At 70.5% G+C, this 21,106-nt stretch carries 15 protein-coding genes; 9 read left to right on the forward strand and 6 right to left on the reverse strand.

Annotation, left to right across the window (positions count from 1 at the left end; genetic code table 11):
- Positions 1–8: 8 nt before the first annotated feature.
- Entirely contained in the window at positions 9–1,115 is a 1,107-nt protein-coding gene (locus tag AAW14_RS08595; RefSeq protein WP_265561582.1) for a pyridoxal-phosphate dependent enzyme, read from the reverse strand.
- Positions 1,116–1,270: 155 nt separating this feature from the next.
- Here AAW14_RS08595 and AAW14_RS08600 point away from each other — a divergent pair, with 155 nt between their 5' ends.
- The 6 genes from AAW14_RS08600 (at position 1,271) to AAW14_RS08625 (ending at position 8,746) form a co-directional block, all read left to right on the forward strand.
- Entirely contained in the window at positions 1,271–2,827 is a 1,557-nt protein-coding gene (locus AAW14_RS08600; protein WP_265561584.1) for a S8 family peptidase, read from the forward strand.
- Positions 2,828–3,095: 268 nt separating this feature from the next.
- On the forward strand, positions 3,096–3,848 hold the full coding sequence (locus tag AAW14_RS08605) for a GntR family transcriptional regulator (RefSeq protein WP_265561586.1): 753 nt from the start codon (positions 3,096–3,098) through the stop codon (positions 3,846–3,848).
- A 375-nt stretch (positions 3,849–4,223) separates the two neighbouring features.
- The gene (locus tag AAW14_RS08610; RefSeq protein ID WP_265561588.1) at positions 4,224–4,406 is read left to right on the forward strand and encodes an SPOR domain-containing protein; all 183 of its coding nucleotides are present in this window, start codon (positions 4,224–4,226) and stop codon (positions 4,404–4,406) included.
- Between the two features lie 53 nt (positions 4,407–4,459).
- Positions 4,460–4,858 carry a (deoxy)nucleoside triphosphate pyrophosphohydrolase gene (locus tag AAW14_RS08615; RefSeq protein WP_265561589.1) on the forward strand — a complete coding sequence of 133 codons (399 nt, stop codon included), beginning with the start codon at positions 4,460–4,462 and terminating at the stop codon, positions 4,856–4,858.
- A gap of 447 nt (positions 4,859–5,305) precedes the next feature.
- Positions 5,306–5,713 carry an ATP-binding protein gene (locus AAW14_RS08620; protein ID WP_265561992.1) on the forward strand — a complete coding sequence of 136 codons (408 nt, stop codon included), beginning with the start codon at positions 5,306–5,308 and terminating at the stop codon, positions 5,711–5,713.
- A gap of 423 nt (positions 5,714–6,136) precedes the next feature.
- A complete protein-coding gene (locus AAW14_RS08625; protein ID WP_265561591.1) occupies positions 6,137–8,746 on the forward strand; it encodes a SpoIIE family protein phosphatase in 2,610 nt (869 codons plus the stop codon).
- Here the strand turns inward: AAW14_RS08625 and AAW14_RS08630 are convergent.
- From AAW14_RS08630 to AAW14_RS08650, 5 genes are all read right to left on the reverse strand, one after another.
- Positions 8,733–10,607 carry a TPM domain-containing protein gene (locus AAW14_RS08630; RefSeq protein WP_265561592.1) on the reverse strand — a complete coding sequence of 625 codons (1,875 nt, stop codon included), beginning with the start codon at positions 10,605–10,607 and terminating at the stop codon, positions 8,733–8,735. The genes AAW14_RS08625 and AAW14_RS08630 overlap by 14 nt on opposite strands.
- A 232-nt stretch (positions 10,608–10,839) precedes the next feature.
- Entirely contained in the window at positions 10,840–11,616 is a 777-nt protein-coding gene (locus AAW14_RS08635) for a succinate dehydrogenase/fumarate reductase iron-sulfur subunit (RefSeq protein ID WP_265561594.1), read from the reverse strand.
- Positions 11,613–13,562 (reverse strand): fumarate reductase/succinate dehydrogenase flavoprotein subunit, encoded by a 1,950-nt coding sequence (locus AAW14_RS08640; protein WP_265561596.1) that lies wholly within the window; start codon positions 13,560–13,562, stop codon positions 11,613–11,615. The genes AAW14_RS08635 and AAW14_RS08640 overlap by 4 nt, the downstream gene beginning before the upstream one ends.
- Entirely contained in the window at positions 13,562–14,395 is an 834-nt protein-coding gene (locus AAW14_RS08645) for a hypothetical protein (protein WP_265561598.1), read from the reverse strand. The genes AAW14_RS08640 and AAW14_RS08645 overlap by 1 nt, the downstream gene beginning before the upstream one ends.
- 52 nt (positions 14,396–14,447) lie before the next feature.
- Positions 14,448–14,735 (reverse strand): hypothetical protein, encoded by a 288-nt coding sequence (locus AAW14_RS08650; RefSeq protein WP_265561601.1) that lies wholly within the window; start codon positions 14,733–14,735, stop codon positions 14,448–14,450.
- Between the two features lie 334 nt (positions 14,736–15,069).
- On the opposite strand from AAW14_RS08650, the gene AAW14_RS08655 reads away from it, so the two are divergent.
- The 3 genes from AAW14_RS08655 (at position 15,070) to AAW14_RS08665 (ending at position 20,979) form a co-directional block, all read left to right on the forward strand.
- Positions 15,070–17,187, forward strand: a complete 2,118-nt coding sequence (locus tag AAW14_RS08655; RefSeq protein ID WP_265561603.1) for an ABC transporter family substrate-binding protein — start codon at positions 15,070–15,072, stop codon at positions 17,185–17,187.
- Positions 17,188–17,400: 213 nt separating this feature from the next.
- Positions 17,401–19,308, forward strand: a complete 1,908-nt coding sequence (gene typA / locus AAW14_RS08660) for a translational GTPase TypA (RefSeq protein WP_265561605.1) — start codon at positions 17,401–17,403, stop codon at positions 19,306–19,308.
- 636 nt (positions 19,309–19,944) lie between these two features.
- On the forward strand, positions 19,945–20,979 hold the full coding sequence (locus AAW14_RS08665) for an ABC transporter permease (protein WP_265561606.1): 1,035 nt from the start codon (positions 19,945–19,947) through the stop codon (positions 20,977–20,979).
- The last annotated feature ends 127 nt before the right edge of the window (positions 20,980–21,106 follow it).

Raw genomic sequence — 21,106 nt, forward strand, 5'->3', positions numbered from 1 at the left:
CCAGCGGCTCACTCATGGGCCAGTCCTGTCTTGAGTCCGGCCCCGCACAGCGGTACGACCGCGCTGCGTCGTCCCAGCACCCCGTCCCGTACGGCGGCCCAGCACACCACTCCGGTCGTCTCCACGTACAGACCCCGGGACGCCAAGTCCAGCTGGGCGTGGCGGATCTGGTCCTCCGTGACGGTCAGGAACATGCCGCCCGAGTCGCGGACCGCGCGCAGGATCTGGCGGGCCCGGGGCGGTCGGGGGACGGCGATGCCCTCGGCGAAGGTGGGGGCCGTGGCGGCGATGTCGACCAGGTCGCCGGCGCCCTCCTCCCAGGCGTGCGCGAGCGGCGCGACCGCCGCCGCCTGCACCGCGTACAGGGCCGGACGCCGGTCGATCAGGCCCGCCGCGTACAGCTCGGCGACGGCGAGGGCGGCGCCGAGCAGCAGTGAGCCGTTGCCCACGGGCAGGACGAGCACATCCGGGAGCCGGCCGCCGAGGTCCTCCCACAGCTCATGGGTGTACGTCTTCGTGCCGTGCAGGAAGTAGGGGTTGAAGACGTGCGACGCGTAGAACACCTCCGGCTCGTCCGCCGCCTCGCGCGCCGCCCGCGCCGCCGCCTCACGGTCGCCGCCGACCACGTGCACCCGCGCGCCGTGCGCGCCGATCTGCTCCAGCTTCTTGGGCGATACGCCCTCGGGGACGTACACCGTGCACGGGAGCGCGGCCCGTGCGCAGTACGCGGCGATCGCCGTGCCCGCGTTGCCGCTGCTGTCGGCGAGGACCTGGCGCGGCCGCAGCCGTAGCGCAAGCTCGGCGAGCAGCACCGCGCCCCGGTCCTTGAAGGACAGCGTCGGCATCAGGAAGTCGAGCTTGGCCCGGATGCCGTCCTTGAGCTCCACGAGGGGGGTGCGGCCCTCGCCGAGGCTGACCGAGGGAGACGCCAGCGGCAGCGTCTCGGCGTACCGCCACAGTGAGTTCACCCGGCCCGCAAGGGACTTGAGCGGTGCGGGGGTCGGGGCGAAGTCCAGGTCCAGGGGGCCGTGGCAGACGGGGCAGCACCAGGCGAACGACTCCGCGGCCACGCGCGTGCCGTCCACCGGGCAGTAACGGTCCGGCAAAGGTGTCATACGGGCAGGGTAGTTGTCCGGTTGGTGACGATATGTCATGATCGCCGCGCGGCATCCGTGTTGTGTCCGTCCTCATCGCACGGCTCCGCCGCCCACCGCGCGCTCCGCACCGCCCCGGGCGCCGCCAACGCACCACCGATCAGGAGGACCCCCGGATGGCAGTGATCCGTCAGGCCCGGCGACGACTGGCCGGGATCGGTGCGGCGGCCCTGGTCGTCGGCCTCGTTCCCGCCTTCACCGCTCAGGCGGCGCCGGGTCCCGAGGGCCCGATCCAGTACGCTGACGCGCCGAACGCGGTCGCCGACAGCTACATCGTCCTCCTCAAGCAGGGCGTCGCGGAGGCAGACTCCGACCGGGGGCGGGCGCTGGTCGCGAAGTACCACGCGACCATCGGGCGCACCTACGTCAAGGCGCTCAACGGGTACGCGATCCACGCCGCCCGGGCCGATGCCAAGCGGTTCGCCGCCGATCCGGCCGTCGCCACCCTCGTCCAGAACCGCGTCCTGCACATCGACGCGACCCAGACCAACCCGCCCTCCTGGGGCCTGGACCGCATCGACCAGAAGACCCTGCCGCTCAACGGCCGGTACACCTACCCCGACTCGGCCGGCCAGGGCGTGACCGCGTACATCATCGACACCGGCGTACGCATCACGCACACCGACTTCGGGGGGCGCGCCTCGTACGGCTACGACGCCGTCGACAACGACAACGTCGCGCAGGACGGCAACGGCCACGGCACGCACGTCGCGGGCACGGTCGCCGGATCCTCGTACGGCGTCGCCAAGAAGGCGAAGATCGTCGCCGTCCGCGTCCTCGACAATTCCGGTTCCGGGACCACCGACGAGGTCATCGCGGGCATCGACTGGGTGGCCCGGCACCGCAGCGGCCCCTCCGTCGCCAACATGTCCCTCGGGGGCACCGCCGACAGCGCGCTCGACACGGCCGTCCGCAACACCATCGCCTCCGGAGTCACCTTCGCGGTCGCCGCGGGCAACAGCAACGACGACGCCTCCGGATACTCGCCCGCCCGGGTCGGCGAGGCGATCACGGTCGGCGCCACCACATCGGGCGACGCGCGGGCCGGTTACTCCAACTACGGCTCGGTGCTCGACCTCTTCGCGCCGGGTTCCTCGATCAGGTCCACGTGGTACACCGGCGACACGGCGACGGCCACCCTGTCCGGTACGTCGATGGCCACCCCGCACGTGACGGGCGCGGCGGCCCTCTACCTCGCGGACCATCCGACGGCCAACCCCGCGCAGGTGGCCTCCGCGCTGACGGGCGCGGCGTCGGGCGGGGTGGTCACCGACCCGGGAAGCGGCTCGCCCAACCGGCTGCTCAACGTCATCGGGGGCGCATCGCCCCGGCCGCGCTTCGAGAACACCAGGGACTACCCGATCAACGACAACTCCACCGTGGAGTCGCCGATCACGGTCTCGGGGATCCCCGGCAAGGCGCCCTCGGCTCTCGGTGTCGAGGTGCACATCCAGCACACGTACATCGGCGACCTCCGGGTCCAGCTCATTGCGCCGGACGGTACGGCGTATCTGCTCAAGCCGTACGGAACCGGTGGCGGTACGCAGAACATCAACACGACCTACACCGTGAACGCCTCGACGAAGACGGCGAACGGCACCTGGAAGCTGAGGGTCGGCGACAACGCGACGTACGACACGGGGAAGATCGACTCCTGGGCGCTGCTGTTCTGAGCGGCGTTGAGCCCGATCACTGGCCGCAAAGCTCTGGGTTCTGTCATGTCCGCATCCATATGGATCGGGGGCGGCAGCGGGGGCGCCGGGCGCGGTGACGGACGTCGGCAAGGAGGTGTGACGGCGGCTATAGCGGGGAGAAAGTGCCTGGGTAAAGCCCTCGGTAGTCCCAAGTCATCACATCGAGTGATTCTCTGGCCTGCACTTGCGTGGCACAACCCACGGTTGCCACGCTGTTGCTGTCTGTACAAGCTGATGGGAGCGGCCAGTGACTTTCGGTGAGCAGCCGGCGTATCTGCGTGTCGCGGGTGATCTCCGCAAGAAGATCGTCGACGGATCGCTGCCACCGCACACCCGCCTCCCGTCCCAGGCCCGCATCCGCGAGGAGTACGGCGTCTCGGACACGGTCGCCCTGGAGGCGCGAAAAGTACTGATGGCCGAGGGCCTGGTGGAGGGTCGCTCCGGGTCGGGCACGTATGTCCGGGAGAGGCCGGTGCCGCGGCGGATCGCCCGCTCCGGATACCGCCCGGAGAGCGGCGCCACCCCGTTCCGCCAGGAACAGGCGGACGTCACCGCGCGCGGCACCTGGGAGTCGCGCAGCGAACAGACGGAGGCGAGCGGTGCCATCGCCGAGCGGCTCGCCATCCAGCCGGGCGACCGCGTGATGTGCACGAAGTACGTGTTCCGGGACGCGGGTGACGCGATGATGCTCTCCACCTCCTGGGAGCCGCTCGCCGTGACCGGCCGCACCCCCGTCATGCTTCCCGAGGAGGGGCCGCTCGGCGGCATGGGCGTCGTCGAGCGCATGGCGGCCATCGACGTGGTCGTGGACAACGTCACGGAGGAGGTCGGTGCCCGCCCCGGCCTCGCGGAGGAGCTGATGGCGCTGGGCGGTGTCCCCGGTCATGTGGTGCTGGTGATCCAGCGGACCTACTACGCCTCGGGCCGCCCGGTGGAAACGGCGGACGTGGTGGTGCCGGCGGACCGGTACCGGGTGGCGTATCACCTGCCGGTGAAGTAGCGGGACCGGGGCCTTCCTCCCCGGGAGTGGAGCGAGGCCGATCCTCCCTTCAACGACGCCTCGTCATAACGGACTTGTGCCGCATCTGCCGTCAAGGGCCGAGGCTTGAGGGTCAGGGCTGTGCGCGCGGTTGCAATCCGGCCGTTCTCCCGTCCGCCGTCCCGGTCGCCCTCTGCTCATCTGCGTGCGCCGGGGGCGTACTGAACGGTGCGTTCGACGGCGTGCGCCCCCTTCGGCATGGCCGGTTGCGTATCTCTTTGTGAAAAGTCGTATTCGCTGCGTGAAGGTTAGGCGTAGGCTCGGGCATATGCGCAGCGCGGTTTCCTTGGTGGGCGGGGCGGCGCGAGGGCCGGGGACAGGAAGTGGAGGGGCGCGATGAACGACAACACGGTCACTCTTCCCTGGCTCGTCATACGGCAGGACGACAACGGCAACCGCTACCGCGTGGGCAGGTACGCGACCCGAGCCGAGGCGCAGAAGATCGTGGACAGCCTCGACGACCGAGCCCACAAACAGCTCTACTGGGTCGAACGCGTCGGGCATCACGGAGGCAAGTGAGGGGGCCCGGACCCGGTGTGTGATCCGTCGTGTGCTCCCGTAGGCTCCGGCGCATGACGCAACCGATCGTGGTGGTCGGAGCGGCCGTGCTGAGCGGTGGCCGCCTCCTGGCCGCCCGCCGCAGTGCGCCCCCGGAGCTCGCCGGACGCTGGGAGCTGCCCGGCGGCAAGGTGGAACCCGGCGAGGCCCCCGAGCACGCGCTCGCGCGCGAGCTGCTCGAGGAGCTCGGCGTGACGGCCCAGCCCGTCGAGCGCGTACCGGGGGAGTGGCCCCTGAAGCCGGGATACGTCCTGCGGGTCTGGACCGTACGCCTCCTCGCCGGCACCCCCGAGCCCCTGGAGGACCACGACCGGCTGCGCTGGCTGACTCCCGATGAGATCTGGGACGTGGACTGGCTCGAGCAGGACGTTCCGGCGGTCAAGGCGCTGCTGGCCCTGGTGAAGCGGCTGTGACTCCTTTCCGGCGCCGTCCGGCTCGTTCCCGGCCGGGGAAGCCCGGTGGACGGCAGGGAATCCGACCGAGGCAGCCGAGCGGAATATACGGAATCCGACCGATCCGCGTGGAATGTACGGGATTCGGGCGAGTCGGCCGTGTGAAATGCATGGAATCGGTAAAAGCTGTGCGTGCGTTGTGAGCGGGGCTCGTGAGATCGCGTGCTGGATCACGCGTACGTCCCCCACCTCCGACGTGCGGGAAACGCGCCCATCGACGCTCCGGATCATGGTCCGGCTGCCTGGGTGAGACCTGGGGGCGGCGTGGCGCATGGTGTTCCAGGGGCTGGCGTCCCATACGCCGTTCGTGCCACAGTGCGCCCCAGTGCGCGGTAAGGCGCCATCGATATCGGGTATGTGCCCATTAACCCCACGAAACCAGACGTGGGTGGGCTTCTGGCCTGGGAAGTGATCGGCGTGCTCGACACCCAAGGCGAAAGCGCCGAGTGGACGTTCCCCGCTGACCCCGGTGCGGTCCGGACTGCCCGTGCCGTCGTCCGGGGCCAGCTGCGCAACTGGGGGCTCGAGGAGGTCGGGGACGTCACCGCACTGCTGGTCAGCGAGCTCGTGACCAACGCCCTGCGGCATGCCACGGGTCCCATCGGCGTCCGGCTCGTCCGCCCCGCGGGGCCCGCCACCTGTCTGCTCGTCGAGGTGTCCGACCCGAGTCCCGCCCCACCTCGTAAGCGCACCGCCCACTCCGAGGACGAGGACGGCCGTGGGCTCCAGTTGGTCGCCCACTCCTCGCGCCGCTGGGGGACCCGGCCGGCGAACTCCGGGAAGACGGTCTGGTTCGAGCTGGCGCTTCCCGGCTGACTGCGACTTCCCGGCTCGGCGACTTCGCGGCTCCGCAGCTCGGCGACTTCGCGGCTCCGCAGCTCGGCGACTTCGCGGCTCCGCAGCTCGGCGACTTCGCGACTCCCCGCCTCTGCTGCTCCGTCTTTCCTGGTCCGTGGCTCCGCGACTGCGCGGTTCATGGCGGAGACCCCGACGGGGCACGGCTCATGGGGGGCGCACGGTGACCGAATGGATCACGCCAGGGGTAACGGAAGCAGTCTTTGGTTCGACCGGGCATCACCTGGTTAGAAGACTGGGAGTATGACCCGGCCGGTCCGAAACACATCGGGACCGTGCTGTGATCGTGAACACCGTGTTGTGCGGCACCGTAGTGCTGGATACTGCGGGCAGCCGCCCCCGGTGACGGGTGCCGGACGCGGTGAGCTGGAGGGGACGGTTCGCGTGAGCGAGATACCAGCGAAGGCCACGGAGTCCGAGGACCCGTCGGGCGGCGCGAGGGCTGAGGCCGCGGTCGATTCCGACGCGGCCACCGACCCGCGTGATGCGGCGAGCGGCATGATGTGGCAGAGCAGTCCGCCCGGCTCCATCTACGACTACATCAAGGTCGCCTCGTTCTCCCTCGGCCCCGACGGGCACGTCGACCAGTGGAGCCTTCGCGCCGAACAGCTCTTCGGCCTCAGCGCCGAGCGGGCCGTGGGCATGGACCCCATCGAGGTGTTCGTCGCCCCGGAGTTGCGCGAGCGCGGCCAGCGCAAGATGGCCGAAATCCTCGACGGCCGGGAGTGGACGGGCGTCATTCCCTTCCGCAGGCCCGATGCCGAGCGGACCGACGGGCTCGCCGAGGTCTATGTGATGCCCACCACGACGGAGGACGGCGAACGGGCCGCCGTGTGCATCATCGTCGACGTCCGCACGCTGCGTAGCATCGAGACCGACCTCGCCGCCTCGCAGGCGATATTCGGTCAATCTCCTTTCGGCTTCCTGCTGATCGACGCCGACCTGCGGGTACGGCGCGCCAACCAGCGGTTCGCCTCCACGTTCGGCGGTACCCCCGACGACCACCGTGGCCGTTCGGTCCACGACTATCTGCAGTCCCCGGAGGCGGAACGCGTCGCCGCGACGCTGCGGCGCGTCCTGGAGACCGGCGAGTCGATCACGGACATGCACGTCACGGGCTTCATCCCCGACTGCGACGAGCGCAAGCACTGGTCCGTCAACCTCTACCGCGTGCACAGCGGCAGCGGCCGTCCCATCGGCATCGCGTGGCTGGGAACCGACATCACCTCCCGGCGCGCCGCCGCCCGCGAGGCTGCCGCCGCCCGCCGCAACCTCGCCCTCCTGAACGAGGCCGGCGCGCGCATAGGCAACTCGCTCGACCTGGAGACCACCGCGCGCGAACTCCTCGACGTGGTCGTCCCCGGCTTCTGCGACCTCGCCACCGTCGACCTCTACCAGGGACTCCTGGTCGGCGACGAGACCCCGCCGGGCCTGGCCGACGGCAGCGCCGAACTGCGCCGCGTCGCGTTCGCCAGCGCGATCTCGGACGCGCCCTTCGCCGGCGGACCCACGCCCGTCGCCGTGGGCGCCGTCCACCATTTCTCCTTCAACTCGCCCTGTGCGGACGCCCTGCGCACCGCCCGGCCCCGGCACATCCCCGCGGAGGACGGAGGCCTGATCCAGTCCACGCTCGCGGTGCCGATGGTCGCGCACGACACCGTGGTCGGCCTCGCCCAGTTCTCCCGGGCGAAGGGCAGCGAGCCGTTCGGGGAGCGCGACCGCGCGCTCGCCGTGGAACTGGCCGCGCGCGCCGCGGTCTGCATCGACAACGCGCGCCTGTACCGCCGCGAACACGAACGTGCGCTGATACTGCAACGATCCCTGCTGCCGCCGGGCGACCCGGAGGCCTCCGGCCTGGACATCGCCTGCCGCTATCTGCCGGGCAACGCGGCCACGGGGCGGCCGAGCGAGGTCGGCGGCGACTGGTTCGACGTCATCGAACTGCCCGGCCACCGCACGGCGTTGGTCGTGGGCGACGTCATGGGCCGGGGTCTGCGGGCCGCTGTCGCCATGGGTGAACTCCGCACGGCTGTACGGACGCTGGCGCAGCTCGACCTCGAACCGGCCGAAGTCCTCGCGCAATTGGACGAGATCGCGCGCGGCCTCGGTGCCCCCGGCGGCGTCCAGCAGGCCACCCGCGCCGCCCGTCGCCCCCGCGAGGCGGACCTGTCCGAGGTCTACCTCGCGACCTGTGTGTACGCGGTCTACGACTCGGTGACGCGTCGCTGCACCTTCGCCAACGCGGGGCATCTGCCGCCGGTGCTCGTCGAGCCGGGGGAGTCCGCGCTGATGCTGGACGTGCCGCCCGGGATGCCGCTCGGCGTGGGCGGGGAGCCGTTCGAGGAGGTGGAGGTCGAACTGCCGGAGGGCGCGCTGCTGGCGCTCTACACGGACGGCCTCGTCGAGTCCCGCGACCATCCCCTGGACGAGGGCCTGCAGGCGTTCGTCGGGGCGCTCACCGACCCCTCCCGGCCGCTGGAGGACGTCTGCGACCACGTGCTCAACACCCTCGACACCCACCATGGCGAGGACGACATCGCGTTGCTGATGGCACGTGTGCAGGGCCTCCCGGCCGGGTCCGTCGGCGACTGGACGCTGCCGCGCGAGCCGCGGAGCGTGGGCCGGGCCCGGGAGTTCGCGCGCGGCCAACTGCTCGCCTGGGATCTGGAACCGCTGGTGGACACGGCGGAGCTGCTGGTCAGCGAGCTGGTGACCAATGCCCTGCGGTACGGCGAGGGCGAGATCAGATTGCGGCTGCTGCTCGACCGGACGCTGGTGTGCGAGGTGTGGGACTCGGGGCTGGTCCAGCCGCGCCGCCGCCGCGCCCGGGACACGGACGAGGGAGGCCGCGGGCTGCAACTGGTCGGGCTGCTCTCCGCTGCCTGGGGGTCCCGCCGTACGCCGCGCGGCAAGACGGTGTGGTTCGAACTGCCGTTGCCCGGTGGGGAGAACGGGATCGCGGACCCGGCGGAAGCGTTGCTCAGCCTGTTCTAGCCGGGGGCTCCGGGCCCGCGCCCCGCGGTTCCTCCTGGGGCGGGCCCTGTCCCCGGGCCGGCCGGAACAGCCCGCCGCCGTCCCGCCGCCCCCGTGTGCCCGGTCCGCCGTAGCTCGCGGGGCCGCCGTCGCCCGGGTACCCGGGCGGGTCGCCGTGTCGGTGCGGGGCGTTCAGCAGGATGCCGCCGAGTACGGCGCCCCCCGTCCGCAGACCGTCGCCGTACGGCGTCCCGTACGCCCGTACGTCCCGCTCCGCGAGCTGCCGGGCCTGCCGGGCGAGCGCGTCGGCCTCCCGGGCGTCGGCGAGGGCCTCGGCCGGCGCCGGGACCGGGGCCGCGTCCGTGTTCTCGGCCTCGCGCAGCTGCCGCTCCGCCTCCGCGAGCCGCGTCCTGGCCTCACAGCCGACGGCTCCGCGGTGCGCCGTCACATACTCCGCGGTGGCACCGACGGTGCTGCGGGCGACGAGAACGGCCCGTTCGAGCCGCCGGAGCACACGCGGCCCGTCCGCCTCGTGCCACACCGCCCGGTCCAGCCCCACGGCCACCTGCTCGATCCGCCGCAGAGCGCCCACCGGATCACTCCGCCCGCCGATGCCCGCGGCAGTCGTCCCGCCGTCCTCCGATGCGCCCGCTCCTGCCCTCGTGTCCTCCTCCGTCCTCGTGTCCTCCGTCGCGCCGGTGGCCGCGGCAGCCGTCACGCCGTCGTCCGTCCCAGCGTCGTCCGTTCCGCCCGCTCCTGCCCTCGTGTCCTCCTCCGTGCCCGTGTCCTCCTCCGTGCCCGTGTCCTCCTCCGTGCCCGTGTCCTCCTCCGTCCCCTCGCCGCCCGTCTCCTTCCGTACCTGAGCCACCACCGACTCCCCGTAGGCGATCCGGCCCCGCAGATCTGCGCGGGCGGCCTCGGTGTCCAGCGGTTCACGGGCCTGTGCCAGGCCGGTCTCCGCGTCGGTCAAGGCCGCGGGGAGGTGGTCCGTCGCCGTGGCGAGGGCCGAGGCGAGGCGGGCGATGCCGGTGACGAGGAGCTCCGCCTGGCCGACGGCGGCCTCCGCTGCACGCAGCTGGACCACCGCGCCCGCCGTTTCGTCGCCGTCGACGGCCTGGCGTGCCCGGTTGAGACAGGTCGTGGCGAAGACCAGCCGGTCCCTGGCCTGCTCGTCATGGCCCGCCACCGGCAGATAAGCCGCCAGGGCGTACCGCGCGCGCAGCCCGGCGAGCGTGCCGTCCGCGTCCGCGACCCGTGCCGCCACCTCCCGGAACCGCGCCTCGGCACGCTCCACCGCGTCCCGCACCGTCTGCTCCAGCGCCCGTGCCTGGTCGAATCCGGCCGCCTCGGTGTCCAGCCGTCGCCCGGCCGCCCCGCACCGCGCCGCGACCTCCTCCAGCAGCACCCGTCGGCCGCCCTCCCCGTCGTCCAGCCGCTGCCTGATCCGGAACGCCGCCGCCAGCTCCGACGCGGCGAACTCCACGGCCTCCGCGTACTCCCGGACCGCCGCATCACCCAACTGTCCCGCAGCCCAGCCCAGTTCGTCCCGGCTCGTGCGCACGCAGTCGTCGGTCACGACGAGCAACCCCCTGGCCCGTCGGTCGAGTTCGTCCAGCGGGACGACCGTGGGCGCGCCGCCCGGAGTCGTGCGCGTGGTCACGCGTATCCTGCGCCGCACCGACGCGTACGCCGCCACGGCCACGGCGGCGACCACGGCGACCAGCGGCAGCACCAGGTCGCCGGTGGACGTCTGGCCGTGCCCGGCCGCCACCGCCGCCGCGACCGCCGGTACCAGCACCGCCCCGGCCGCGGCGGGGCCCCTCCGCACGGCTCGGTACGCGGCGGCCCGGTGCGGCCGGTCTGGACGGTGGGGCGGCGTCACATTTGGGAGCGTATGGCCGATGACACGGCCCCGCGACCGGTGAGCACCCGATACGGCATGCCTGCCGGTGGATCCACAGGAGAGGATGCATCTGCTCGTCCCCCGGGTCGGTGCCATGATCAACGCAGCACACGACGGAGGGTCTCCATGCACGTCATCTCGCTGGCCGCCGTGTCGGCGGTCCGGCGCGTCGGCCGCACCCCCGCACGACGCGTGCCCGGGCACCCCTCGCTCAGCCTCCCGGAGGACGTCTGCTGATCTTCGACCCCAGCCAGACCAGCGGGTCGTACTTGCGGTCGATCGCCCGTTCCTTCAACGGGATCAGCGCGTTGTCCGTGATCTTGATGTTCTCGGGGCACACCTCCGTGCAGCACTTGGTGATGTTGCAGTAGCCGAGGCCGTGGTCGTCCTGGGCGGTGCGTTTGCGGTCCAGGCCCGTCTCCTGCGCCGCGTCCAGGGGGTGCATGTCCAGTTCCGCCACCCGCATCAGGAACCGCGGACCCGCGAACACCTGCTTGTTCTCGTCGTGATCGCGCACGACATGGCAGGTGTTCTGGCACAGGAAGCACTCGATGCACTTGCGGAACTCCTGCGAGCGGTCCACGTCCTCCTGCTGCATGCGGTACTCGCCGGGGCCCAGGCCGGGCGGCGGCACGAAGGACGGGATCTCGCGTGCCTTGCGGTAGTTGAAGCCCACGTCCGTCACCAGATCCCGGATCACCGGGAAGGTCCGCAGGGGCGTCACCGTGATGGTCTCGTCCCGGCCGAACACCGACATCCGCGTCATGCACATCAGCCGCGGCCGCCCGTTGATCTCCGCCGAGCACGAACCGCACTTTCCGGCCTTGCAGTTCCAGCGCACGGCGAGGTCGGGCGCCTGCGTGGCCTGCAGACGGTGGATGATGTCCAGCACCACCTCGCCGTCGTTGACCTCGACCTTGAAGTCCTCGAGGCCGCCGCCTCCCACATCGCCCCGCCACACCTGGAAGCGGGCCTCGTAGCTGCTCACTCGTACAGCTCCTCTTCGGCCAGGTACTTGACCAGCTCCTCCTTCTCGAAGAGGGCGAGCAGGTCGGGGCGGATGGGTTCGGTGGTCTCCCGGCCGAGGGTGATCTGGCCGCGGACCGGGTCGGTCGCCGCGAGGCCGCCGGTGGGATCGGTGAGTCGGCACAGCAGATTGATCCGGCGCCATGCCCGGTCCATCGTCGGGTAGTCCTCGCGGGTGTGCCCGCCGCGTGACTCCGTGCGCTCCAGCGCGGCCCGCGCCACGCACTCGCTGACCAGCAGCATGTTCCGCAGGTCCAGGGCGAGGTGCCAGCCCGGGTTGAACTGCCGGTGCCCCTCGACGCCCGCCCGGCGCGCCCGTACCCGCAGCTCGGCCAGCTTCTTCAGCGCCTGCTGCATCTCCGGCTCACGGCGGATGATGCCCACCAGGTCGTTCATGGTCTGCTGGAGTTCCTGGTGGAGGGTGTACGGGTTCTCCGGCGGGTGGCTCTGCTCCTCGCCGTCCTCGCCGGGCGCCGGGCCCTCGGCCGAGAACGGGCGCAGGGCCTCCGCGGCCGCCGTGTCGACCTGGATGTCGTCCACCAGGGGGCGCTCGGCCAGGCCCGTCGCGTACTCGGCCGCGTGCAGCCCTGCCCGCCGTCCGAACACCAGCAGGTCGGAGAGCGAGTTGCCGCCCAGCCGGTTGGATCCGTGCATGCCGCCGGCCACCTCTCCGGCCGCGTACAGACCCGTGGCACCGCGGGCCGCCGCGGTGTCCGAGTCGACCGCGATGCCGCCCATCACGTAGTGGCAGGTCGGTCCGACCTCCATCGGCTCGGCGGTGATGTCCACGTCCGCCAGCTCCTTGAACTGGTGGTACATGGACGGCAGCCGGCGCCGGATGACCTCGGCCGGCATACGCGTGGACACGTCGAGGAAGACACCGCCGTGCGGGGAGCCACGGCCCGCCTTCACCTCGGCGTTGATCGCGCGCGCGACCTCGTCACGGGGGAGGAGCTCGGGCGGGCGCCGGTTGTTGTCCGGGTCGTCGTACCAGCGGTCGGCCTCCTCCTCCGACTGCGCGTACTTCTCCTTGAAGACGTCGGGGATGTAGTCGAACATGAACCGCTCGTCCTCGGAGTTCCTGAGGACACCGCCGTCGCCGCGCACCGACTCGGTGACGAGGATGCCCTTCACCGACGGCGGCCAGACCATGCCCGTAGGGTGGAACTGGACGAACTCCATGTTCAGCAGCGGAGCGCCGGCGAGCAGGGCCAGCGCGTGCCCGTCACCCGTGTACTCCCACGAGTTCGACGTCACCTTGAAGGACTTGCCGATGCCGCCGGTCGCGATCACGACCGCGGGCGCTTCGAGGACGAAGAACCGGCCGGTCTCGCGCTCGTACGCGAACACCCCCGACACCCGGTCCCGTTCCTTCAGGACCCGGGTGACGGTGCACTCCTGGAAGACCTTCAGCCGGGACTCGTACTCCCCGGTCTCCTTCTCGTCCTCCTGCTGGAGCGCGACCACCTTCTGCTGGAGCGTGCGGATCAGCTCGAGGCCCGTACGGTCGCCGACGTGCGCGAGGCGCGGGTACTCGTGGCCGCCGAAGTTGCGCTGCGAGATGCGCCCGTCCTTCGTACGGTCGAAGAGGGCGCCCCAGGTCTCCAGCTCCCAGACGCGGTCGGGCGCCTCGCGCGCGTGCAGCTCGGCCATCCGCCACTGGTTGAGGAACTTCCCGCCCCGCATGGTGTCCCGGAAGTGCACCTGCCAGTTGTCGTGCGGGTTGGCGTTGCCCATCGCCGCCGCGATGCCGCCCTCCGCCATCACCGTGTGCGCCTTGCCGAACAGCGACTTGCAGATCACGGCAGTTCGGGCACCCCGCTCGCGCGCCTCGATGGCGGCCCGCAGCCCGGCGCCCCCGGCGCCGACCACGACGACGTCCCACTCCTGTCGCTCCACCACGGTCATCAGAAGAACCTCGGATCGTCGAAGGCGCCGGACGCCACCAGGTACACGTAGAAGTCGGCGAGGGCCACGCTGAACAGCGACGCCCAGGCCAGCTGCATGTGGCGGGCGTTGAGTCTGCTGACGAACTGCCATGCCCGGTAGCGCACGGGATGCCTGGAGAAGTGCTTGAGCCGGCCGGCCACGATGTGCCGGCATGAGTGGCAGGAGATGGTGTACGCCCAGATCAGCACGATGTTCACCAGGAAGACCAGGGTGCCCAGACCCATGTGGCCCCAGTGGTAGTGCCGGTCGCGGAAGGCGAGCACGGTGTCGTAGGTGAGGACGCCCGCCACGAGGAGGGCCGCGTAGAAGAAATACCGGTGGATGTTCTGAAGGATCAGCGGGAAGCGGGTCTCGCCGGTGTACTTGCGGTGGGGCTCCGCCACCGCGCAGGCCGGGGGCGACAGCCAGAAACCGCGGTAGTAGGCCTTCCGGTAGTAGTAGCAGGTCAGCCGGAAGCCCAGCGGGAAGATCAGGATGATGATCGCCGGGGAGACGGCCCACCAGCTGCCGAAGAGGTCGGCGTTCGGGCCCGCGTGCATCCTTCTGCAGTTCTCCGCCAGACAGGGCGAGTAGAACGGCGAGACGTACGGCGCCGCGTAGTAGTCCGCGTTCGCGAAGGCACGCCACGTCGAGTACACGACGAAGGCCAGCAGTCCGGCCGCGGTGGCGGCCGGGGCCAGCCACCAGCGGTCGGTTCGCAGATGGGGGGCGGCGATCGCGGCGCGCGCACCGGTCCGCGCGCCGCCGGGAGGATGGGGTTCTGTGTCGGGAGGTTCCGTACCAGTGGCCAAGGAAAGCGCACCTCTCTGTCGTCGGCTCGTCCGCCTCCGGGACCTTCGGGGGTCAGGGGGCGTGCCGGTCGCGGGCGCCGAGACCCTCGTCGTCCGAGTCCGTCCACAGGCTGTTGTCGTACGGCGTGTCGGAGATCGTGACGAGCTCCGGCCGCCGGGTCGAGGCGGGAACGGCCGCCTCACGCAGCAGCGCCACGCTCTCACGCAGATGGTCGGCGTCGGTGCGGACACGGCGTATGTCGAGCCCGCCGCTGCCCATCTGCTGCTCCAGGCGTCCGACGGACCGGTACAGGTCGTCGAGGCACCGCTGAACTGACGTCAGTTCGTCGTATACGGACATGACGTGACCTCACTTCCACGGGCCCCAGGCCCAAGGTGGCAACGTTCACGCGCCTGCGAGTGTTGCGCGTCACACCTGCCGGTGTGAAGGGACATGCAGGGATTGGCCGACGCGTGTCGGTGTGTGCGGGTGCGTATTCGAATTCCCCGCCCCGGGGGCCGGGGCCGGTTGCGCCGCACGGGTGGCGTTCTCAGAGTCCGTCGCCGTGTCGTCGCATACCGCTGAAGTCCTTCCTCTTCAGTGGGCTCATACATTCCGATCAGCTCCAAATACCGACAAACCTGATCATAACCCCCCCGCCGATCCGCGGAGCGGCCCCCCGGAGGTAGACGTGATGTCCCATGACGGCGTCGGACCACGCGCGGTGCTGCGCTCGGTCGCATTCCTCACCGCGGGAACCCTCGCGGTGACCGCGCTCGCCGCCTGCAGCTCCGAAGAGAAGACCAGCAAACCGGTAGCCGCGCAGGACATCGCCCCGGCCGCCCGCACCCTCGTCGCCGACGGCGGCACCCTGCACTGGGCCGTCGACGCCGTGCCCGAGACCCTGAACACCTTCCAGGCCGACGCCGACGCCGCGACCACGCGTATCGCCGGCGCCGTGCTGCCCTCGATGTTCCGGCTCGACGCCAACGGCCGGCCGCAGCGCAACCCGGACTACCTGGAGTCCGCCAAAGTGGTGTCGACCGAGCCCAAACAGGTGGTCGTCTACCGCCTCAACCAGCAGGCCGTCTGGAGCGACGGCCGGGAGATCGGCGCCGACGACTTCGCCGCGCAGTGGCGCGCCCTCTCCGGCAGGTACAGCGCGTACTGGACCGCGCGCAACGCCGGCTACGACCGCATCGAGAAGGTCGAGCGCGGCGCGAACAACCTCGAGGTCAAGGTCACCTTCGGCAAGCCGTATGCCGACTGGAGGTCACTGTTCACGCCGCTGTACCCGAAGGACGTCACGGGCACCCCGGGCGGCTTCAACGACGCGGCGCGGCGCGGGCTGAAGGTCACGGCCGGCCCGTTCTCGCTCCAGCAGGTCGACCACAAGGAGGGCACCGTCACCCTCACCCGCAGTCCGCGCTGGTGGGGCCGTCCCGCCAAGCTCTCCGGGATCGTCCTCGTGGCCGTGCCGCGCGACCAGCGGGCCGGCGCGCTCGCCGCCGGGAAGATCGACATGGCGGAGGTCGACCCGGAGGAGGCCGGGCTGGTCACGCGCGCCGTCCGCGACAGGGGAGGCGTCCCCTTGCAGGGCGCCTCCGCCGACGCGGCGCAGGGCAGCTCGGCCGGCGCCCAGGGCGCGGCCGAGGGGCAGGCACTGAACGACTTCGTGATCCGCAAGTCTCTGGAACCCGCCTATACGCAGCTCGCCCTGAACGGCTCGAAGGGGCCGCTCGCCGACGAGCGCGTGCGCGGGGCCGTGGCCCGCGCCCTCGACCGCACCGAGCTGGCCGGGCTGGTCCTCAAGCCGTTCGGGCTGCCCGCCGTGCCGGTCGGCAGCCACCTGGCGCTCTCCGGCCAGGACGCGTACGCCGACGACAGCGGTGCACTCGGCAAACAGGACACCGCCCATGCACAGGCGCTGCTGAGCGAGGCGGGCTGGGTGCCCGGCGGACCGGTCAAGGAACAGAGGAAGGGCGCCGCCGGGCCCCAGAACCGGGAGCGGGCCGACGGGAACGGCTCGGGCGACGACGGTACGTACATCGTCGGCCAGGACAACAAGGCGGCCGCGCAGAAGGACCCCAGGGACCATTCGAACAAGCACAACGGACAGCTCACCGACGAGCACGCGGGCAAGCACATCGACGGCGAGGTCCAGCAGGAGCGCGGCCGGCCGGGCGGGGCGCCCGGTGCGTACGCGCCCAAGGGCACCGCCGCCCCGGCGGGTGCCGCGGCCAGGCCGCTGGCCAAGGACGGCAAACCGCTGCTGCTGCGGTTCGTGGTGCCCTCCGGGCCCGGCTCGCAGTCCCTGCGGACCGTCGCCGACCGCGTCTCCCGCATGCTGGAGAAGGTCGGGATCCGCACGGAGATCACCAAGGTCCCCGACGACAGCTTCTTCAAGGACCACATCGCGTCCGGGGCCTACGACCTGGCGCTGTACTCGTGGCCCGCGTCCGCGTTCCCCGCGACCGACGCCCGGCCGATCTTCGCCAAGCCGGTACCGGCCGCGGACGGCTCGCTGAGCGTCGGGCAGAACTACACGAGGGTCGGTACCGACCAGGTGGACCAGCTCTTCGACCAGGCGCTCGCCACGCTGGACGAGGACGAGGAGCGGGACCTGGTGCGCAAGGCGGACTCCCGTATCTGGGCCGCCGCGGCCTCGATCCCCCTCTATCAGCGCCCCCAGCTCACGGCCACCCGCACCGACCTGGCCAACGTGGGCTCGTTCGGCTTCCAGACCCCGGTCTACGAGGACATGGGGTTCCTGAAGAAGGGCGCACACCCCTCGGCTCGTCCGTCGTCGTAGGCGGAGCACCTGCTACAGCGCCTGGTACGCCCCAGCGGCGGCGCCCGGGATGTCGTAGCCGGAGAGTGCCTGGTGAGCGGGGTTGACCTGTACCGGGCAAGCTTGACCGGCGGCCTCCCTTTACCATGGGACGAGGCCGAGGCGTGTTCAGCCCGGCAGGCCGGCGCAGCGATCGCGCAGGCCGTCCTCACCACTCCGGGAGTACGCCACATCATGGCCACGCGCCACGACATCCGCAACGTCGCCATCGTCGCCCACGTCGACCACGGCAAGACGACCATCGTCGACGGCATGCTGAAGCAGGCGGGTGCCTTCGCCGCCCACCAGCTCGAGCAGGTCGACGACCGCGTCATGGACTCCAACGACCTGGAGCGTGAGAAGGGCATCACCATCCTCGCCAAGAACACCGCGGTGAAGTACCACCCGAAGGACGGCGGGGACCCGATCACCATCAACATCATCGACACCCCCGGCCACGCCGACTTCGGCGGCGAGGTCGAGCGCGGTCTGTCGATGGTCGACGGCGTCGTCCTGCTCGTCGATGCCTCCGAGGGCCCGCTCCCGCAGACCCGCTTCGTGCTCCGCAAGGCTCTCCAGGCCCGGCTGCCCGTCATCCTGTGCATCAACAAGACGGACCGGCCCGACGCGCGTATCGACGAGGTCGTGAACGAGGCGTACGACCTGTTCCTGGATCTCGACGCCGACGAGGACCAGATCGAGTTCCCGATCGTCTACGCCTGCGGTCGCGACGGCATCGCCTCCCTCACCAAGCCCGAGGACGGCACGGTCCCGGCCGACAGCGACAGCCTGGAGCCGTTCTTCTCCACGATCCTGGAGCACATCCCGGCCCCGACCTACGACGAGGGCGGCCCGCTCCAGGCGCACGTCACCAACCTGGACGCCGACAACTTCCTCGGCCGTATCGCGCTGCTCCGCGTCGAGCAGGGCGAGCTGCGCAAGGGCCAGACGGTCGCCTGGATCAAGCGCGACGGGTCGGTCAGCAACGTGCGCATCAGCGAGCTGATGATGACCGAGGCCCTCACCCGCAAGCCCGCCGAGAAGGCCGGCCCGGGTGACATCTGCGCCGTCGCCGGCATCCCCGACATCATGATCGGCGAGACCCTCGCGGACACCGAGAACCCGGTCGCGCTTCCGCTGATCACGGTCGACGAGCCCGCGATTTCCATGGTCATCGGCACCAACACCTCGCCGCTGGTGGGCAGGGGCGGCACCGGCAAGGGCGCCAACGTGAAGGCCACGGTCAAGGACCGCAAGGTCACCGCCCGCCAGGTCAAGGACCGCCTCGACCGCGAGCTGGTCGGCAACGTCAGCCTCCGCGTGCTGGACACCGAACGCCCGGACGCGTGGGAGGTCCAGGGCCGCGGCGAGCTGGCGCTGGCCATCCTGGTCGAGCAGATGCGCCGCGAGGGCTACGAGCTGACCGTCGGCAAGCCGCAGGTCGTCACCAAGGAGATCGACGGCAAGGTCCACGAACCCTTCGAGCGGATGACGATCGACGTGCCCGAGGAGCACATGGGCGCCGTCACCCAGCTCATGGGTGTCCGCAAGGGCCGCATGGACAACATGTCCAACCACGGTTCCGGCTGGGTCCGCATGGAGTTCGTGGTCCCCTCCCGCGGTCTCATCGGCTTCCGCACCGAGTTCCTGACCCAGACTCGCGGTACGGGCATCGGCCACTCCATCCACGAGGGCTTCGAGCCCTGGGCCGGCCCGCTCCAGACCCGTAACAACGGCTCCCTGGTGGCCGACCGCTCCGGCTCCGTCACGGCGTTCGCGATGACGAACCTCCAGGAGCGCGGCGTGCTCTTCGTCGAGCCGGGCACAGAGGTGTACGAGGGCATGATCGTCGGCGAGAACTCCCGCTCCGACGACATGGACGTCAACATCACCAAGGAGAAGAAGCTCACCAACATCCGGTCGGCCACGGCGGACATCGCAGAGTCCATCGTGCCGCCGCGCAAGCTGTCGCTCGAGCAGTCCCTGGAGTTCTGCCGTGACGACGAGTGCGTCGAGGTGACCCCGGAAGCCGTCCGTATCCGTAAGGTCGTCCTCGACCAGCGCGAGCGGGCCCGCGCCGCCAGCCGCGCCAAGCACGGCTGATCCAGGCGCTTTCACCGCGCACGGCCCGGGCGGCCCCGTCATGACGGGGCCGCCCGGGCCTTCGCATGTCCGCGTACGGCGCACCGCGTGACCGTTGTGGCGGGGCGTCCACGCGTGTGGGCGGCGTAGATCTAGCCGTTTCGTACGCTGCCCGCAACTGGTTTTTCGGCTCACCTGTCCGAAATGCGGAACCTGTCGACCGATACTCGTGTAATGCGTCCGCTTTGCAGCTTCTACCACAAATTGCTAATCCACATTTTGGGAAGAACTTCGGACGGGCTGTGATGGAACCGAGACCAAAAGACGGTGGTCGGCATCTGGCTCATGGCAGATAGTTGGGCGCAACGCTCGGGTCAATGGGTCAGACGCTGCGATGGCAGCGACGACTCGCGAGCACCAGTGGGGTGTTTGACCCTCCGTCAGGGGTGTCGGAGGGCCAGGCGTTCACCCCTCCTGTCCGTGCACTGGTTGAGTCAAGGAGACGGCCATGATGCCAACTACGCGTGTTCATCTGCGACTTGTCGCGTCCTGCCATCGATAGGCAGTCGTCTTTCCCGATCCGCATGGTCCAAGCCGTGGCCCGCCCGTACCCCCGTGGCGGCCGGCGGCTCGGCGTACCCATGAATTGGACGCATCATGACGAGTCCTCTCGAGACCGAGGGCGGCGGCACACCGCTCGTCGTGGACGACGAGAAGGAACCAGCGAGAGAGCCCGACACCGCACAGCTGGAGGGCCGGTCGCCCGGCCGGCTGATGTGGATCCGCTTCAAGCGCGACCGCACCGGAGTGATCTCCGCCTATGTCGTCGGTCTCTTCTTCCTGATCGGGCTGCTCGCCCCGCTGATCTCCAAGCTGTACGGAAAGAGCCCGTACACGGTGTACGCGGACGAGCGCCCCGAACTGTTCGACAGCGCAGGCGTACCTGTCCAGCCCAACGGCGGGATGAGCGGTGAGTTCTGGTTCGGACTCGAGCCCGGCAACGGGTACGACGTCTTCACCAAGCTCATCTACGGCATCCGCACCTCGCTGATGATCTCCCTCGTGGTCACCCTCGCGGTGGTCCTCACCGGCATCCTGCTGGGAGTCTCGGCGGGCTACCTCGGTGGCAGGGCCGACTTCGCCATCGGCCGGTTGATCGACTTCCTGCTCGCCATCCCGTCGCAGCTGTTCTTCATCGCGAGCATGCCGGTCGTGGTCTCCCTCTTCGTCAGCCCTCGGGACGAGACACCGACCTACGTTCGTGTGGTCGCGCTGATTCTGGTCCAGTGGGTGCTCGGCTGGATGAGTCTCGGCCGGATCCTGCGCGGGACCACGCTGGCGCTCAGGGAACGGGAGTTCATCGAGGCGGCCCGGGTGAGCGGTGCGTCGCCGTGGCGCATCATCCGCAGGGAGATACTCCCGAACGTGGTGACGCCGCTGCTGGTGCAGGCCACCTATCTGCTCCCCGGCTTCGTGACGATCGAGGCGGGCCTGTCGTACCTCGGCGTCGGAATCGTCGAACCGACGCCCGACTGGGGGCAGATGTTCTCCAAGGCGTCGACGGAGCTGGTGCTCCAGAACGACATCACCTACATGTTCTTCCCCGGCGTCTCGATGATCCTCTTCGTCGTCGCGTTCAACCTGCTCGGGGACTCGGTCAGGGACGCCTTCGACCCCAAGACGGCGCGCTGAACCGAAGGCCGTGGGCGCCCTCGCCCGGGTTCCGGACGGATCGCCACGGCAAGGTCCAGGCAGCTCCACGTACATCCGCGCACCTTCGGCAACTCCTCAACCGTCAGCAACTCCAACTCCTTTCAGA

The sequence above is a fragment of the Streptomyces hygroscopicus genome, from assembly GCF_026168105.1.
Classification (GTDB): domain Bacteria; phylum Actinomycetota; class Actinomycetes; order Streptomycetales; family Streptomycetaceae; genus Streptomyces; species Streptomyces hygroscopicus_D.